The sequence below is a fragment of the Comamonas testosteroni genome, from assembly GCF_014076415.1.
Classification (GTDB): domain Bacteria; phylum Pseudomonadota; class Gammaproteobacteria; order Burkholderiales; family Burkholderiaceae_C; genus Comamonas; species Comamonas testosteroni_F.
Window position 1 is genome coordinate 4,708,217 of sequence record NZ_CP043568.1, and the last position, 16,932, is coordinate 4,725,148.

13 protein-coding genes are annotated in these 16,932 nt (G+C 64.2%); 2 read left to right on the forward strand and 11 right to left on the reverse strand.

Annotated elements, in window-relative coordinates:
• Positions 1 to 4 precede the first annotated feature (4 nt).
• The 8 genes from F0P97_RS21705 to F0P97_RS21740 all read right to left on the reverse strand — a co-directional run bounded on the left by F0P97_RS21705 (position 5) and on the right by F0P97_RS21740 (position 10,879).
• Positions 5 to 1,018 (reverse strand): Bug family tripartite tricarboxylate transporter substrate binding protein, encoded by a 1,014-nt coding sequence (locus tag F0P97_RS21705; protein ID WP_182284143.1) that lies wholly within the window; start codon positions 1,016 to 1,018, stop codon positions 5 to 7.
• Positions 1,019 to 1,274: 256 nt separating this feature from the next.
• The gene (locus tag F0P97_RS21710; protein ID WP_182284145.1) at positions 1,275 to 2,291 is read right to left on the reverse strand and encodes a Bug family tripartite tricarboxylate transporter substrate binding protein; all 1,017 of its coding nucleotides are present in this window, start codon (positions 2,289 to 2,291) and stop codon (positions 1,275 to 1,277) included.
• Between the two features lie 173 nt (positions 2,292 to 2,464).
• The gene (locus F0P97_RS21715; protein WP_182284147.1) at positions 2,465 to 3,712 is read right to left on the reverse strand and encodes a CaiB/BaiF CoA transferase family protein; all 1,248 of its coding nucleotides are present in this window, start codon (positions 3,710 to 3,712) and stop codon (positions 2,465 to 2,467) included.
• Between the two features lie 40 nt (positions 3,713 to 3,752).
• Complete coding sequence (locus F0P97_RS21720) at positions 3,753 to 4,544, reverse strand: oxepin-CoA hydrolase, alternative type (RefSeq protein ID WP_182284149.1); 792 nt, start codon at positions 4,542 to 4,544, stop codon at positions 3,753 to 3,755.
• A gap of 48 nt (positions 4,545 to 4,592) precedes the next feature.
• Positions 4,593 to 5,726 (reverse strand): acyl-CoA dehydrogenase family protein, encoded by a 1,134-nt coding sequence (locus F0P97_RS21725; RefSeq protein ID WP_182284150.1) that lies wholly within the window; start codon positions 5,724 to 5,726, stop codon positions 4,593 to 4,595.
• A gap of 214 nt (positions 5,727 to 5,940) precedes the next feature.
• Positions 5,941 to 7,140: an acyl-CoA dehydrogenase family protein gene (locus F0P97_RS21730; protein WP_182284152.1), complete on the reverse strand. Its 1,200-nt coding sequence runs from the start codon at positions 7,138 to 7,140 to the stop codon at positions 5,941 to 5,943.
• A 160-nt stretch (positions 7,141 to 7,300) separates the two neighbouring features.
• Positions 7,301 to 8,497 (reverse strand): acetyl-CoA C-acyltransferase, encoded by a 1,197-nt coding sequence (locus F0P97_RS21735; protein ID WP_182284154.1) that lies wholly within the window; start codon positions 8,495 to 8,497, stop codon positions 7,301 to 7,303.
• Between the two features lie 264 nt (positions 8,498 to 8,761).
• Positions 8,762 to 10,879, reverse strand: coding sequence for a 3-hydroxyacyl-CoA dehydrogenase NAD-binding domain-containing protein (locus F0P97_RS21740; protein WP_182284156.1), 2,118 nt, complete (start codon positions 10,877 to 10,879; stop codon positions 8,762 to 8,764).
• Between the two features lie 112 nt (positions 10,880 to 10,991).
• Between F0P97_RS21740 and F0P97_RS21745 the strand changes: the two genes are divergently transcribed.
• Positions 10,992 to 11,909: a LysR family transcriptional regulator gene (locus F0P97_RS21745; RefSeq protein WP_182284158.1), complete on the forward strand. Its 918-nt coding sequence runs from the start codon at positions 10,992 to 10,994 to the stop codon at positions 11,907 to 11,909.
• A gap of 54 nt (positions 11,910 to 11,963) precedes the next feature.
• Here the strand turns inward: F0P97_RS21745 and F0P97_RS21750 are convergent, their stop codons facing one another.
• A complete protein-coding gene (locus F0P97_RS21750) occupies positions 11,964 to 12,980 on the reverse strand; it encodes an AraC family transcriptional regulator (RefSeq protein WP_232538011.1) in 1,017 nt (338 codons plus the stop codon).
• Between the two features lie 348 nt (positions 12,981 to 13,328).
• Here F0P97_RS21750 and F0P97_RS21755 point away from each other — a divergent pair, with 348 nt between their 5' ends.
• Positions 13,329 to 14,171, forward strand: coding sequence for a TauD/TfdA dioxygenase family protein (locus tag F0P97_RS21755; RefSeq protein WP_182284160.1), 843 nt, complete (start codon positions 13,329 to 13,331; stop codon positions 14,169 to 14,171).
• A gap of 518 nt (positions 14,172 to 14,689) precedes the next feature.
• Here F0P97_RS21755 and F0P97_RS21760 read toward each other — a convergent pair.
• Together F0P97_RS21760 and F0P97_RS21765 are read right to left on the reverse strand one after the other, a co-directional pair.
• A complete protein-coding gene (locus F0P97_RS21760) occupies positions 14,690 to 15,748 on the reverse strand; it encodes a 3-keto-5-aminohexanoate cleavage protein (protein WP_182284162.1) in 1,059 nt (352 codons plus the stop codon).
• A 285-nt stretch (positions 15,749 to 16,033) separates the two neighbouring features.
• Complete coding sequence (locus F0P97_RS21765; protein ID WP_182284164.1) at positions 16,034 to 16,513, reverse strand: VOC family protein; 480 nt, start codon at positions 16,511 to 16,513, stop codon at positions 16,034 to 16,036.
• Positions 16,514 to 16,932 lie beyond the last annotated feature (419 nt).

Consider the following 16,932-nt stretch of genomic DNA (forward strand, 5'->3'; position numbering starts at 1 on the left):
CGTGTTACTCCACTGCAATGCCCTTGTCGCGGATCAGTTGGCCCCAGCGCGTGTAGTCCTGCTGGATGCGCTGACCCAGTTGGGCGGGATTCTGGAAGGTGGCGATGGCGCCCGCGTGGAGCAGCTTGTCCTGGATGTCCTTGTCGGCCAGGATCTGCTGGACTTCTGAGGCGATGCGGTCCACCACGGCCTTGGGCGTACCCTTGGGCGCGAGCAGACCGCCCCAGGAGACGGCGTCGTAGCCCTTGATGCCCTGCTCGGCAATGGTCCTGGTGTCAGGCAGCATTCTCACGCGCTGGGGCGAACCCACGGCGATGGCGCGCAGCTTGCCGGCCTGGATGTGGGGCAGCGCGGCCACGAGGTCTGCATACATGATGGGCACCTGGCCGCCGATGGTGTCGGTGATGGCGGGCACGCCGCCCTTGTAGGGCACATGCTGCATGTCGAAGCCGGCCATCTGCTTGAGCAGTTCCATGCTCAGGTGGCCGAAGCTTCCGGCGCCCGAGCTGGTGTAGTTCAGCGGCGACTTCTGGGCTTTGGCGTGGGCGATCAGACTCTTGAGGTCGGTAACGTCGGGCAGCAGCGCAGGATTGACCACGATGACGATGGGCAGGTCATAGACCGTAGCCACGGGCGTGAAGTCCTTGACGGTGTCGTAGCCCGCCTTCTTGTACAAGTGCGGCGCCAGCAGCGTGGGCGTGGCCAGCATCATCAGCGTGTAGCCGTCGGCCGGACTCTTGGCGACCTGCACTGCCGCGATCGAGCCCGAGGCGCCGGGGCGGTTCTCCACCACCACGGTCTGCCTGAGGCGCTCGCCCAGCTTCTGGCCCACGATGCGCGATGCGGTATCGGTGGGTCCACCCGCCGGGAAAGGCACGACCAGGCGCAGCATCTTGCTGGGCCAGTCGGTCTCGGCCAGCGCGCCGCCGGCCATGCCGGCCAGCAGCGGCGCTGCGGCCAGGGCCAGAACGCTGCGCCGGGTGGCTCCGGCCTGAGGTGCGGTATTGCGCGTGTACATGAAGTCTCCTCTCAAAGCTGCCCAGAGCGTGCTCTGAGTCGTCGGTGGTGGCCCGCTACCGCAGGCCAGGTAAATCAGTTGTCCATGGCGCTCGCGCCGCCTGCAGCCCATGAAATCGGCACGGCCCAAAGCCAGTGACAGCAAGCAAGGGCCTGAGCCGGCCACGCCGCCCCGCAGCGAGGCTGTCGCCGGCCGCCCGTATGCCCCCTTCAAGGGGGAAGGCGCGAGGCCGCCCAGGCGAAGCGACTCAGGGGGTTCAATCAAGCTTCGCGCCGGCTTGCTCGACCAGCGCCTTCCAGATCGGCATATCGCGCTGGTAGTTGTCACGGAAGGCCTGGGGGCTGTTCATCATGGGGATGAAGCCGGCGCCTGTAATGCGCTCCAGCACCTTGGGGTCCTTGATGATTTCACGCAGATGGCCGTATAGCTGGTCCACGACCTCCCTGGGCGTGCCGGCGGGCGCGCCCATGGCCACCCAGCCGTAGATCGAATAGGCGTCGTCGGTCACGCCCTGCTCGAAGATGGTCGGCAGCTTGGGCAGGATTTCCATGCGCTCCTTGCCGGTCACGCCGATGGCTTTGAGACGGCCCGACTCAATGAAGGGCTTGGTGTTGAGCGCGCTGGAAAAGCACAGCTGCAGCTGGCCGCCGATCAGCTCCTGGATCATGGGTGCATCGCCCTTGTAGGCAGCGTGGTTCATGTCGGCATCCATGGTCTTGCTCATATAGGCACCGGCCAGATGGGCATATGAGCCCACGCCCCAGGAGCCGTACGAAAGCTTGCCCTTGTGCGCCTTCACATAGGCCAGCAGCTCCTTCATATTGTTGGCAGGCACCGAAGGATGGACCACCAGCGTGACGGGCGCCGCGGCGATCTGGCTGATCAGCGCGATGTCCTTTTGCGGGTTGTAGGGCAGTTTGGTATAGAGGAACTGGTTGATCAGCATGGAGGTGCTGAGCGACAGCAGCAGCGTATGTCCGTCGGGCGCTGCCTTGGCCACGGCCTCGGTGCCGAGGATGCCAGCCGCACCGGCCTTGTTGTCCACCACCACGGGCTGGCCCAGGCGCTTGGCCAGCACCTCGCCGATGGTGCGCGCCATGATGTCGGTGGCACCGCCCGCGTTGAAGGGCACGACCACGCGGATGGGCTTGCTGGGCCATGCCGGCTTGCCGGCCTGTGCGAAGGCGCTGCTGGCGCCAGTGGTCAGCAGGCTGCCGCCGCCGATGGCGGCGAGTCCTTGCAGAAGATCGCGGCGTGTGACTGGGATGCTCATGGTTTGTCTCCTATGAAGTCGCTGTCTTTGTTTGCCGTCTTGTGCGGCCTTCAAACTTGCTTTTCAGTTATTTTTGGCTCTATGAGATGTCCGCTGCCTGTGAGCCTGACACGGCCCAACGCAGCGACACCGAGCAAGGGCCTATGCCGGCCGCGCAGCGGCTCAGGGGTGCTTCATGAAGGCTCCTGGGGCAGCGTGAGAACGCCCCTGGCTTGCAGGTCCTGCAGTTGCGCATCATCGAGCGTCAGCAGGCGCTGCAGCACTTCGCGCGTGCCCTCACCCAGCGTGGGCGGTGCATGGCGGATGGGCAGGCGCTGTCCGTCCAGGCGATAGGGCGGCGCGAACACGGGCGTGGTGCCGACCACGGGATGGGGCATGTCGCGCAGCAGACCGCTGCGGCGCGTGCGCTCGCTGGTCAGGGCCTCGTGCAGGCCGGCCACACGGCCGCAGGGAATGCCGGCTGCCGTCAGGCGCTCCAGCAGCAGATCGCGCGGGAAGCTGCCAATCAGTGCCTTGAGCATGGGCAGCAACTCCAGCCGGTTCCTGGCCCGGTTGACGTTGGTGGAGAAGCGCTGGTCCTCGACGATGTCGGGGCGCATGATGACCTGGCGGCAGAACTTGTCGAACTGGCTGTTGTTGCCCACGGCAATGATCAGCGGGCCGTCGGCGGCCTCGTACATGCCGTAAGGCACGATGGATGGATGGGCATTGCCGTAGCGCTCGGGATCATGGCCCAGTTGCAGGGCATCCAGGCCGTAGTAGCCGGTGACCGTGATGCCGCTGTCGTACAGTGCCATCTCGATGAGCCGGCCCTTGCCCGTGCGCTCGCGGCGGAACAAGGCGGCCAGCACGGCCTGGGCTGCATACATGCCAGTTACCAGATCCACCACGGCCACGCCGAATTTGAGCGGCGGCATGCCTGCCTCACCATTGAGTGCCATCAGGCCCGCCTCGCCCTGGATCACCAGATCGTAGCCAGGGCGCTTGGCCTCGGGGCCGCTGCTGTCGTAGCCAGCCACTGCGCAGTAGATCAGGTCCGGCTTGATGGCCTTGAGCTGCTCGTAGCCCAGGCCCAGCTTCTCGGCGCCGCCGGTCTTGAAGTTGTGGATGAGCACGTCGAACTGAGGCAGCAGATCATGGAGAATCTTCACGCCCTCGGGCGTTTGCAGATCCAGCGTGATGGACCGCTTGTTGCGGTTCATGCTGTTGTAGTAGGTGGTCTCGGTCTTGCCGATGCGAATGCCCCAGTCACGCGTGTCATCGCCGCGACCCGGGTGCTCGACCTTGACCACTTCGGCGCCGAAGTCGGCCAGTACCATGCCGCACAGCGGCCCGGCGAAGACGCGGGACAGATCGAGTACTCGCACCCCCTCCAGCGGGAAGTCGATGTCCTGGTTCTGTTCGGTATTGCTGTCGGCCATCTGCCTTGTCTCCTTGGAAAATCTTGGTTTCGTCGAGCGCTCAAGCACGCAGTTTGGTGAAATCGGCGCTGCGCTTTTCGAGAAAGGCGGCAATGCCTTCACGGGACTCCTCGCTACCTTGCGAGTTCACCATGTGCTGCGCTTCCAGCTCCAGCTGCTGCTCCAGCGTATTGCGCGGCGCCCGGCGGCACAGGTCCTTGATCAGGGCCATGGCCCGGTCCGGGCCGGTAGCGATCTGGGCGGCCAGCGCGATGGCATCGACCAGCGCCTGGCCGGGCTCGGCCAGGCGGTTGACGGGGCCCAGAGCGTGCATGCGTTCGCCGCTGATGCGCTCGCCGGTCAGACACAGCTCGGTCAAGACCTGCCGCGAGACGAACTCGGCCAGAAAGGCCGTGGCGCCGCCATCGGGCGTCAGTCCCACTTTCACATAGGCCACGGAGAACAGGCTGTCGCGGGCGGCCACCAGCATATCGCAGGCCAGCGCCAGCGACAGACCCGCGCCCGCTGCCGCGCCTTCGACGGCGGCGATGACGGGTTTGGAGCAGTCGCGCACGGCGCGAATCAGATCGTGCAGGCCTTCGAGCTTTTCTCGGCGCTGCTCCACGGGCAGTTCGCGGCGCCTGGCCAGTTGGCGCAGATCGCCACCGGCGCAGAAATGCCCGCCCTCGCCCGTGAGCACGACCGCCCCCACGCCGGCATCGGCCGCAGCATCCGCCAGCGCGGTCGTGACGGCCGCGTAGAACTCGGGCGACAGCGCATTGCGCGCAGCCGGGTTGTTGTTGCTCAGCACCAGCACGGCACCTTCGCGGCGAATCAGCAAAGCGTCACTCATTGATATTCTCCATGTCTAATGAAACCGCAGCACCTCAGGCGCTGAAGTTCATGCCTGGGTCAAGGCCATGAAACGCGCCAGGTGATGGTCCTCGTCGCCAAACTGGTGGTCGATCATGATCAGTCGCTTGGCGTAATGCGCCAGCGGCAGCTCCCAGGTCATGCCGATGCCGCCATGCATCTGTATGCTTTCCTCGGCCACCAGGGTACCCACGGAGCCCACGGTGTACTTGGCGGCAGACAGCATCTTCTCGCGCTCGGTGCCCTGGGCATTGTCGATGGCATCGGCCGCATTGATGACGGCAGAGCGCACCTGCTCCACCTCCAGCAGCAGATCGGCCATGCGGTGCTGCAGCGCCTGAAAGCTGCCGATGGCCACGCCGAACTGCTTGCGCGTCTGCAGATACTCCAGCGTGTTCTGCTTGGCCACATCCATGGCGCCCAGCGCCTCGGCAGCCAGTGCCAGCAGGGCAAAGCCCTGCACATGCTCGAGCACGGCATGGCCCTGGCCCTCGGCACCCAGCAGCGCCTCCTCGGCCAGCTGCACATTCTCGAAAGTCAGCTCGGCGGCACGACCGCCTTCCATGCGGCTATAGCCACGCTTGGCAATCCCGGCGGCGTTGCCGTCGACCAGGAACAGGCTGATGCCGGCAGTATCGAACATGCCGCCTGCGGTGCGCGCGGACACCAGCAGCAGATCGGCTTTTTCGCCAAAGGCCACCACGCTCTTGGCGCCGTTGAGCACCCAGCCCGTGGCGCTCCTGGCCGCCGTGGCCGTGACCTTGTTGAGCTCGTAGTGGCTACCCGGCTCATCGTGTGCCAGGGCGGCGATCACGCCTCCTGCGATGATGTCTGCCAGCTGGCGCTTGTGCGCTTCGGTGCCGGCCGCAATCAGGGCCTGGCCCACGACCAGCGCACCCAGCAGCGGCTCGGCCACCAGGCCGCGGCCCAGCGACTCGAACACCACGCTGATGTCAAAGCCCGAGCCACCAAAGCCGCCCTCCTCTTCGGGGAACAGTGCGCCGATCGCGCCCAGCTCGGCAAATTGCGCATACAGCGCGGGGCTGTGACCTTCTGCGCCATAGGCCAGTTGGTTGCGCTGCTCGATGCCGTATTGCTCGGCCACAAAGCGGTTCAGGCTGTCCGCCAGCATGCGGCGGTCTTCGGTGTGTGTGAAGTTCATGACAAATTCTCTCTACCCAATCGAACGAATCGGTGTCGCATGCCACCGCCCGGTTCGCCAGGGATGCCCGGCAAGGGCCTAGGCCGGCCGCACCGCCCCGCAGCGAGGGCGTCGTCCCCCTTGGGGCGTCCGGCTAGGGGCGTCCGTCTAGGGGGCGCCCGGCCAGGGGAAGGCGCGGGGTCGCCCAGACGAAGCGACTCAGGGGGTTACAGGTTCACAGGCCCAGAATCATCTTGGAGATGATGTTCTTCTGGATTTCGTTGGAGCCACCGAAGATCGACAGCTTGCGGTAGTTGAAGTAGTTGGCCGAGGCCGTGGCGGCTTCGTCGATGCCGCCCACGGGCGCCTGGTCATAGCCTTCGTACTGGGCCTCGTCGATATAGGGCACGGCATACACGCCCATGGCGCGGCGGATCAGAGACAGGATTTCCTGGCGGATCTCGGTGCCTCGGATTTTCAGCATGGAGCTTTCCGCACCGGGCACGCCGCCACCGGCCACGGCCGCGATCACACGCAGATTGGTGGTCTTCATGTTCTCCAGATCGATCTCGACGCGCGCCATGCGGGTGGCGAACAATGGGTCCTGGTTCAGCGGCTGGCCGTTCTTGTGCATCTTGGCGGCGATGACCTTGAGCTTGGCCAGGGCCGAGATGCAGAAGCCCACGCCCGCAATGCCGGTGCGCTCATAGGTCAGCAGATACTTGGCATAGGTCCAGCCCCGGTTCTCCTCGCCCACCAGATTCTCGACCGGCACCTTCACATCGGTGAAGAAGACTTCGTTGACTTCCTTGTCACCGTCCAGCGTGCGGATGGGACGCAGCTCCACGCCGGGACTGTTCATGTCCACCAGCAAAAAGCTGATGCCGGCCTGGGCCTTGGCTTCGCGTTTGGTACGCACCAGGCAGAAGATCATGTTGGCGTGCTGGCCCTGGGTGGTCCAGGTCTTCTGGCCGTTGACGATGTAGAAGTCTCCATCGCGCACGGCCGTGGTCTTCACCGAGGCCAGATCGGAGCCCGCGCCGGGCTCGGAATAGCCCTGGCACCACCAGTCCTGCCCGCTCAGAATGCGCGGCAGCCAGTACTTTTTTTGCTGCTCGTTGCCGTACTTGATCAGCACCGGCCCCAGCATGTTGACGCCGAAGGGCACGATGCGCGGGCCGCCAGCCAGGGCGCATTCGGTGTCGAAGATGAACTTCTCGACCGCTCCCCAGCCCGGACCGCCATGCTCCTGGGGCCAGTGATTCGCATACCAGCCGCGCTCGTTGAGAATGGCATGCCATTCATCCTGATCGGCCTTGCTCAGACGCTGGCCGGCCTTGACCTTGAGCGAAATATGCTTGGGCAGCTTCTCCTTGAGAAAGCTCTGCACCTCGGCGCGAAACGCCTCTTCCTGGGGGGTGAATTGCAAATCCATTGCTGTTTCCTGGTGATCCATGGCTCATTGCGCCTTCGCAGCCTCTGACACCGGCACACTCTGAACCAGAGATGCCGAGCAAGGGCCTGGGCGGCCCCGCCGCCCCGCAGCGAGGCTGTCGTCCCCCTTTGGGGGAAGGCGCGCAGCGCCTCAGGGGGTCTTAGTAAATCTCGAACAGGCCCGCAGCGCCCATGCCGCCGGCGATGCACATGGTCACCACGCCCCACTTGACCTTGGGGTTGCGGGCCTTGCGGCGCTGGCCTTCGAGCAGGATGTGGCCGGTCAGGCGTGCACCCGTCATGCCGAAGGGGTGACCGATGGCAATCGCGCCGCCGTTGACATTCAAACGCTCGTTGGGAATGCCCAGCTGACGCTGGCAATACAGGGCCTGCGAGGCAAAGGCCTCGTTCAGCTCCCAGAGGTCGATGTCATCCACCGTGAGGCCGTGACGCTTGAGCAGCTTGGGCACGGCAAACACGGGGCCTATGCCCATTTCGTCAGGCTCGCAGCCGGCCACGGCAAAGCCGCGGAAAGCGCCCAGGGGCTTGAGGCCCAGACGCTCTGCCAGCCTGGCTTCCATCACCACGCAGGCGCTGGAGCCGTCGGACAGCTGCGAGGCATTGCCGGCCGTGATGAAGTTGCCCGGGCCCTTTACAGGCTCCAGCCTGGCCAGCCCCTCCAGCGTGGTACTGGCGCGGTTGCAGTTGTCCTGCGTGGCCACCACGTCGCGGTAGGTGACTTCGCCGGTTTCCTTGTTCTTCTCCATCATGCGTGTGGAGCAGGCAATGATCTCGTCCTTGAACAGATCGGCGGCCTGGGCCGCTGCCGTGCGCTGCTGGCTTTGCAGCGAGAACGCATCCTGGTCTTCACGCGTGATGCCATAGCGCTTGGCCACCACATCGGCGGTGTCGATCATGGCCATGTACAGCTCGGGCTTGTGCTCCACAAGCCAGGGGTCCATGTCGGTGGGCAGGTTGTTGCCGGCCCGGATGCCGGAGATGGTCTCGATACCGCCGGCCAGCATCACGTCCACGCCCTCGGCCACGACGCGACCCGCCGCAATGGCGATGGATTGAAGACCCGAGGCGCAAAAACGCGTGATCGTGGTGCCGGCGATCGACAGCGGCAGCCCGGCGCGCAACACGGTCTGGCGACCCAGATTGCGGCCCTGGAAACCGTCGGGGTTGCCGCAGCCCAGAATCAGGTCCTCGATCATTTCGGGATCGACTCCCGAGCGCTCCACCGCCGCCTTGACGGAGAAAGCTGCCAGCTGGGCGGCGGGAGTGACGTTGAACTCGCCGCGATGCGACTTGGTCAGCGGTGTGCGGGCGGTGGAAACGATAACGGCTTCACGCATGGTGCTTGTCTCTGTGAATGTTGAAAACTATTTTTGATAGCTTCAAGCGCCTGTCATTACCTGCTTTCAGATATTTTTCATACTGAAATCAATACAAATAAAGCGCTAGCAGCTACTTATTTTGATTAATCGCTCAAAAACTGGCACACCCCATCGGCGGACTGCCGAGCAAGGGCCTAGGCGGCCCCGCCGCCCCGCAGCGAGGGCAGTGTCCCCCTCCCGCGAAGCGAGAGAGGGGGAAGGCGCGGAGCGCCTCAGGGGGTGTTACTTATTCAGGCTTTCGAAGTTCCTGCCCTCGGCCACCAGCTTCTGCAGCAGCGGCGCGGGCTTCCAGAACAGCGCGTCTTCCCTGGCAAAGGCCTCGATATCGGCCAGCACCTTGGGAAGGCCCTGCATATCGGCCCATTTCATGGGGCCGCCGCGGTGGCGCGGAAAGCCGTAGCCGGAGATAAAGGTCACGTCCACATCCAGCGGGCGCAGTGCAATGCCCTCGCCCACCACCTTGGCGCCTTCGTTGACCATGGCAGCCATGTAGCGGCGCATGATTTCCTCGGCCGTGAACGAACGCGGTGTCACGCCCTTCTTGGCGCGCTCGGCATCCACAATGGCCAGCACTTCGGGGTCGGGCTGACCGATGCGCGCACCTTGCGGGTAGAGATAAAAGCCGCGGCCCGTCTTCTGGCCGAACCAGCCATTTTCGCAGATGCGGTCGGCAATCTCCACATAACGGGCCTTGGGGTCGCGCGTGGCAGCACGGCGCTTGCGTGTGGCCCAGCCGATATCACCGCCGGCCAGGTCGGTGACCTGGAAGGGCCCCATGGCAAAGCCGAAGCCGCGCACGGCCTCGTCGATCTCGTAGGGGCTGGCTCCGTCTTCCATCAGGTAGTCGGCGGCCTGCTTGTAGGTGGCCAGAATGCGGTTGCCGATGAAGCCGTCACAGACGCCGGCGCGCACCGGCACCTTCTTCATCTTCCTGGCCAGTTCGAAGGCCGTGGTCACCACATCGGGCGCCACCTTGGCGGGCACGACGATCTCCAGCAGCTTCATGATGTTGGCCGGGCTGAAGAAGTGCAGACCGATCACATCCTGCGGGCGGCTGGTGACGGCGGCAATCGCATCGATGTCCAGATACGAGGTGTTGGTGGCCAGCACGGCGCCGCTCTTGCAGACGCGGTCCAGTTCCTTGAACACCGCCTTCTTGACCTCCAGGTCTTCGAAAACCGCCTCGATCACCAGATCCACGTCGGCAATGTCGTCATAGCGGGTCGATGGCGTGTAGCGCGCCATGATGGCGGCCTTGGCCTCTTCGCTCATGCGGCCCTTGGCGATCAGGCCGTTGTAGACCTTTTCCACATTGGCCTGGCCGCGTGCGATGGATTCGGCATCGCGCTCGATCATGGTCACGACCAGGCCGGCATCCAGTGCCGAGACGGTGATGCCCGCGCCCATGGTGCCGCCGCCGATGATGGCGATCTTGCTGAAGGCGCGCGGCTGGGCGGCGCGGGCCTCGGGAATCTTGGCCGTCTCGCGCTCGGCAAAGAAGGCGTGGATCAGACCGGCGCGCTGCGGGCTGTCGATACAGGCCAGAAACTGGGCACGCTCGAACTTCAGGCCTTCGGCAAAAGGCAGATCCAGAGCGGCCTGCACGCAATCGATGATCTTCAGCGGCGAGAACAGGCCACGCGACTTCTTGGCGGTGTCGGCACGCAGCACATCGAGTTCCGCCTGGGCCGCGGCCTTGTCGGCCAGACGGCCCGGCGTGGCGCTGACGGGACGCAGCGGCGCGCCCTGGGTCAGCAACTCACGCGCATAGGCGAGGCCGGCCGCCACGGGGTCCGTGCCCTCTTCCAGCTTGTCCACCAGGCCGGCTGCCAGCCCGGCTTTGGCGCCGATCTGCTGGCCGCTGAGCATCAGCTCGGTCGCCGCCTTCACGCCCATCAGGCGCGGTGCACGCTGCGTGCCGCCGGCGCCGGGCACCAGACCCAGAGAGACCTCGGGCAAACCCAGCTTCGCGCCAGGCAGCGCCAGGCGGTAATGCGCCGACATGGCGATCTCCAGACCGCCACCCAGTGCCGCGCCATGAATCACGGCCACCACGGGCTTGCTGCAGGCCTCGATACGGTTGCAGACATCGGGCAGGAAGGGCTGGACCGCAGGCTTGCCGAATTCGCGGATATCGGCACCAGCGATGAAAGCCTTGCCCTGACCCACGATCACCACGGCCTTGACCGCGGCGCTGGCATCGGCCTGCTCCATGGCCGCCATCAGACCCTGGCGCACGGCAGCGCCCAGCGCATTGACGGGCGGATTGTTGACGCTGACGAGCAGGACGTCACCGTCTTGCTTGAGTTCAACGACAGAAGTGCTGGCTTCGGCGGTCATGCATGTCTCCTGAATCTCTTTATGGAATGGGCTTTATTTTTACGACGACAATGTTTTCTAACAATCCCATGAATCATTGACAGACTGTCAAAGAAAATTAGACAAATACACCATGGACTCCCAATCGCTGACCCTGCTGGTCGAAATCATTGATAGCGGCAATCTCAGCCAGGCAGCGCGCAAGCTCAAGATGACGCGTGCCAATGTGAGCTATCACCTGACCCAGCTGGAAAAGGCGGCGGGCGTGCAACTGGTCAAGCGCACCACGCGCCGCGTGGAGCCCACGGAGATCGGCATGCGTCTTTACGAACATGGGCGCAACATCCACAACGAAATGCTGGCCGCACGCGAGGCCATCACGGCGCTGGGCCAGAGCCTGCAGGGCCGCGTGGGCATCAGCGTGCCCAGCGGCTACGGCCAGATCGTGATGAGCGAATGGCTGATCGAGTTCAAGCGCCTTTATCCGGGCATCGTGCTCGACGTGCTGTTCGAGAACCGGGCCGACAATCTGCGCGACGATGTGGACATCATCGTGCGCGTGATCCAGGAGCCGCCCCTGTCCCTGGTGGCGCGCAGCCTGGGCACGGTGCGCTACCTGGCCTGCGCCTCACGCGAATATGCGCAGACCCACGGCCTGCCCAAAACCCTGCATGCCCTGCGCGCCAGTCCGCTGATCACCGCCGGAGTCACGGGGCGGCAATTGCGCCTGGCCGCCTATCTGGGCGCCGAGCGCCACGAAGTGATGCTGGAGCCCACCATGATCTCCGAGCATTTCCCTTTTCTGCGCGACGGCATCCTGGCCGGTCTGGGGGTAGGTCTGGTGCCCGACTATGTGGTGCAGGACAAGCTGGCCACGGGCGAGGTGCTGAGCACGCTGGACGAGTACCGGCTCAGCATCTTCGGCACCCATATGTATCTGCTCTACCTGCCCAACCGGCATCAGACCAAGGCCGTGCGCACCTGTATCGATTTTCTGCTGGCCAAGGCCCAGCCCGAGGCAACCCAGCTGGCCGCGATGCCCCAGCCCTGAGCGGCAACGCAAGACGCCAGCGACCAAGCTGGCGTTTTCATTCGGACAGCGCTCTCAGGACAGGCTGCGATTCAGATTCTGCTGGCGCCAGCTGCTGGGGCTTTGCTGAAAATGCTTGCTGAACCAGCGCGTGAACGAGCTGTTCTCGGCAAAGCCGGCCTGGGCTGCCGCTTCGCTCACCGACAGCTGCGGATTCTGCAGCGCACGCAGCGCTGCCTGGCTGCGCACGGCGTCCAGCGTTTCCTGAAAGCTGGTGTTCTGGGTTTCGAGGTGCCGCTGCAGCGAGCGGGCCGTATAGCCAAGCGCGCCGGCCACATGGGCAATGCTGTGGCGGCCGTGGGGCAGCAGCGACTGCAAGGTGCTGCGCACCTGCTGCTCCAGCGATCTGGCCATGGGCCGCGGTGCATGGCTCTCCATCAGGCTGCGGGCGTGGCTCTCCATCAGGCTGTCGTGATCGGCATCGATGGCCTCCAGATCCTCGTTGCTCACCACGATGCCATCGAAGTCCGAGCCGAACACGATCTCGCTGCCCAGCACGCGGCGATGGCTCATGGTGCTGCCCGGTGCGCTGTGCGAGAAGTGGATGCTGGCCGGGCTCCAGTGCTTGCCCAGCTGATAGCGGCACAGGCTCATCAGCGCCGTGATGCCCAGCTCCACCGGGTGGCGACCCGGGTTCTCGCGCTCGGTATCCAGGTTCAGCTGAATGATGGAATAACGCCCCTGGGTCACCACCTCCGTGCCCACGGTGGTGCTGATCATGTGGTCGTAGTCCTTGAAGGTCTTGAGCATGCTGGAGAGGCTGGCCTGGTGCTGCAGCAGCAGGCTGATCGGCCCGAAGTCGGACAGACGCCAGTGCGATCCCATGAGCAGGCCCAGCGAAGCATGGCCAGCCTGGGCGGACGAAGCCTCGAGCAACTGCGCAAACGCAGCCTCTGGAACCATGAGGTCGGGAGAGCTCAGACAGCTGTGATCCAGCCCCACCTGGCGGAACATGCGCAGCGGATCGATGCCGAGCTCGTTCGCCACCTTGGCGTACTTGCACAGGCTCACACTTCGGATACGGGGCTTCATCGTGACCTGGAAAACGGTTGACCCGGGTCCTGCACAACAGGCCCGGATTTCATGGACGGAGACAGGACCTGGGGTCATTTGCCATTTCGGGCATTGATGTTTATCAATATCAAGACAAGCAGTCAATCAATGGATACCAGTAGATCGCGACAGATATGACGGTTTGGTGCGCAGATGCGTCCACTTCATGACGACCCGGGCCCGCCCTAGGGTTTTCCTTGCACCCACCCAAGAGGGCAACAAGCTGACGCGTTTGGTCAAGCCCTGCGGCTGTTGCTGCGCCGAAAATTTTTCCATCAGACGGCGGCGCCCTGCATCAAGGCCTTGCCGGGTACTTAGGAGAAGACCATGAAAGTCGAACAACTGACCTGCAGCATCGGCGCTGAGGTTTCCGGCATCCACCTCGGCGATGCGTCCCGCGACAAGGGCCTGGCCGAGGAAATTCGCGCCCTGCTGCTGCAGCACAAAGTGCTGTTCTTCCGCGATCAGGACATCACGCGTGCCGAGCATGTGGGTTTTGCCCGCCACTTCGGCGATCTGGAGGACCACCCCGTGGCCGGCAGCGACCCCGACCACCCCGGTCTGGTGCAGATCTACCGCAGCGAAAAGCGCGAAAACTACGAGAACACCTATCACACCGACGGTCAGTGGCGCGAGAACCCGACCATGGGCTGCGTGCTGCGCTGCATCGAAGGCCCTGCCGTCGGTGGCGACACCATCTGGGTCAACATGGCCGAGGCCTACCGCAACCTGCCCGAGGACATCAAGCAAAAAATAGCCGGCCTCAAGGCCAAGTCCAGCATCGAGCATGGCTTCGGTGCCGTCATGCCCGAAGAAAAGCGTCTGGAGCTGGGCCGCCTGCATCCTCCGGTCGAGCATCCCGTGGTGCGCACCCATCCCGAAACCGGCGAGAAGATTCTCTACGTCTGCAGCTTCACCACCCACTTTGCCAACTACCACACGCCCGAGAACGTGCGCTATGGCCAGGACAAGACGCCCGGTGCCAGCATGCTGCTGAACTATCTGATCAGTCAGGCGGCCATCCCCGAGTACCAGGTGCGCTTTCGCTGGAAGCCCGGCAGCGTCGCCATGTGGGACAACCGCTGCACCCAGCATTACGCCGTGCAGGACTACTGGCCCGCCGCGCGAAAGATGGAGCGTGCTGCCATCATCGGCGACAAGCCCTTCTGACAAGCCTTTTTTGACGGGCCAATCCCAGCCGGCACCACCGCACCCCGGCGCCGCGACATGGCGCACAACATTTGGCAAAACGCCTGTGCTGCATAAAAAACAATAGCTAGCATCGCCTGACTGACATCGAGGATAGAGACATAGCTGCCCGAAACGCTTTGAAAACAAGCGCAGGCAGCTATTATTTTTTGCCATCACCCGCAACATGGATGCGCGCCCAACCGGGCCCTGCCCTGTCTTGCGCCAATCTCGCCCTGAAGCCGGAACGCAGAACCCAGACCCGGGAGGGGGCGACAGCGTCGCCAGGTACAGCCTGTCATTGCTGTGCCCCCTGGCGTGCGGAGACTATGTCAGGCCTGCCCTCACCCTGGCCAGGGCCATTTTCCGGGCCCGCCAGAAATCATCCTGGCATGAAAAAGGCCTCCATCGCGGAGGCCGTTTTTTGCGCATGTCGGTTCAGCAGAGACCGCTTGCAGGCGAGGCCGTGATCGCCTTGCCTGCAAGCCTGCCCCGGAAGATCAGGAGGTCTTCCTGAGAAAACCCTGGTTGGCGCCGGGCCGGTTGGGCGCAAAACCGTTGGCGGCCAGGCTTTCCTCCACGCTGTCGTAGAACACGCCGATCTTGCTGATCTCGCGCGCCTGCCTGGCGGTGGCGACAGGACGACCGAACTCGCGCGAGATGCGCACCAGCTGCTCGATCTGCGAGACGGTGCTGGCCTTCTCTGTGCGTGTCTGGTTCCACAGACAGTCCTCGGTGCCGCAGCGCACATGCAGACCGGCGGCGATGCCCCACATGTTCACGGGCAGCACGTTGCGCACATTGCTCTCCACGGTCAGCACGGCGCCATCGGGCACGGCGCGCACAAAGTTGGCCAGGCTGTACAGGCTGGGCGTGTCCATGCCGCCGGCAATCGCCACCCAGTTCATGACCAGCGGGCCCATGTAGAAGCCACGGCGCATCAGGCGCTCCACCGACTCGAAGCTGTTCAGGTTGTAGCACTGGAAGGCGCTCTGGATGCCGGCCCTGGTCAGGCGGCGCACATGCTCTTCCACCCAGCCCGGCTGCGCGGGCACGGTCATTTCCTTGTAGGCATTGAACAGCGTGGGATTGGCGCGCGAGGTGCCCGCAAAGTCCGCATCTTCGGCCTGGTCGGTCACGTTCATCTGCGAGGTGTTCACCGTCACGGTCACCTGATCGGGCACCGGGTCCAGATCGGCCAGCATGTGGCGGGTGTCGTCGGAGAGCCATTTGGCCGCCTGACCTTCGTCCTCGGGAGCAAAGCTGATGGAGCCGCCGACCTGGATGATCATCTCGGGCACGGCCTTGCGCACGCCGGCGATCAGTTCGTTGAACTTGGACAGGCGCTTGCTGCCCTTGCCGTCCAGCTCGCGTACATGCAGGTGCAGCACCGTGGCGCCCGCGTTGTAGCAGTCCACGGCTTTCTGAATCTGCGCCTCCATGGTGACGGGAATGTCCTCGGGAAAGTCCGAAGGCAGCCAGCCCGGGGCATAGGGCGCCGCTGTGATGATCAGGGGTTGCTGGTTTTCGGGGAACAGATGGCCGTCGAGAAAGTTCATGACATGTCTCCAAGTGAATGCGGGCTCCGACGCACAGCCACGGCCGCGGCTTGCCCGCCCTGAGCAATGCCGCCAGGCATTCAAAAGACATGGGCAACAGCGGCCGGCAGGCACCGGGTCGTCGAAATTGAAAGCAATTTCACTGTAGGAGAGCTGTCTGCAAAGCGTTTGCCCCAGGACGCTCAAAGCTTGGCAAAGTGCGCCAGCGCACGCGGGCGCCCCGATGCCTGCTTGCACCGGACCGGCCCGTCGGCCTGCCGCCGCCTTGCTATCGCAGCGGGCCGCCTAGCCGCGCCAGGCAGCCTCGATAGCGGCGATATCGATCTTCCTCATCTCCATCATGGCTTCAAAAGCCCGCTTGGCGGCGGCGCGGTCCGGATCGGCAATGGCCGTGGTCAGCACGCGCGGCGTGATCTGCCAGGACAGCCCCCAGCGGTCCTTGCACCAGCCGCACTGGCTTTCCTGGCCGCCATTGCCGACGATGGCGTTCCACAGGCGATCCGTTTCCTCCTGACTGTCCGTCGCGACCTGAAACGAAAACGCCTCGCTGTGCTTGAAGACAGGGCCGCCATTCAGGCCCAGGCAGGGAATGCCCATGAGCGTGAATTCGACCGTCAGAACATCGCCCTGCTTGCCGGACGGGTAGTCGCCCGGCGCATGGTGAACCGCGCCCACGGCGCTGTCGGGAAAAGTCCGGGCGTAGAACCTGGCGGCTTCCAGTGCCTCGCTTTCGTACCAGAGACAAATCGTGTTTTTGCTGACCATCTTGGCTCTCCTGAACAGGGACTGATGAATGTCTGCAAACCCGCAGACCGCGAACCCCTCTCTATCGATGCACTGGCGGCATTCGGTGTCCGTGCATTGAAGCCCCATTTCTGCGCCGCTTCAATCCCCAAGTCGGCAGGCGCGTCCCATCTCCACGCAAACAGCATGGCTTCCCGGCTCTGGGCATGGCCCCGGATCGGATCAGTCCATAGCGGCGCAGCCGGCTTCCGGGGCGGGCCTTCATCCGGGGCAGGCCTTCTCCCGGGACGGGCCTGTCCCTGCCGCCGTATCTCGGGCCAGCAAGTCGCCGCCCGGCGCAGGCCGAGCCTGCCTCGGCTAGCGCACACCAGAGCAACAGCGTCTGCTTTATATCAAGTGAACTTCTTTTATTTTTGTCTAGTCATATAATTGACTACACA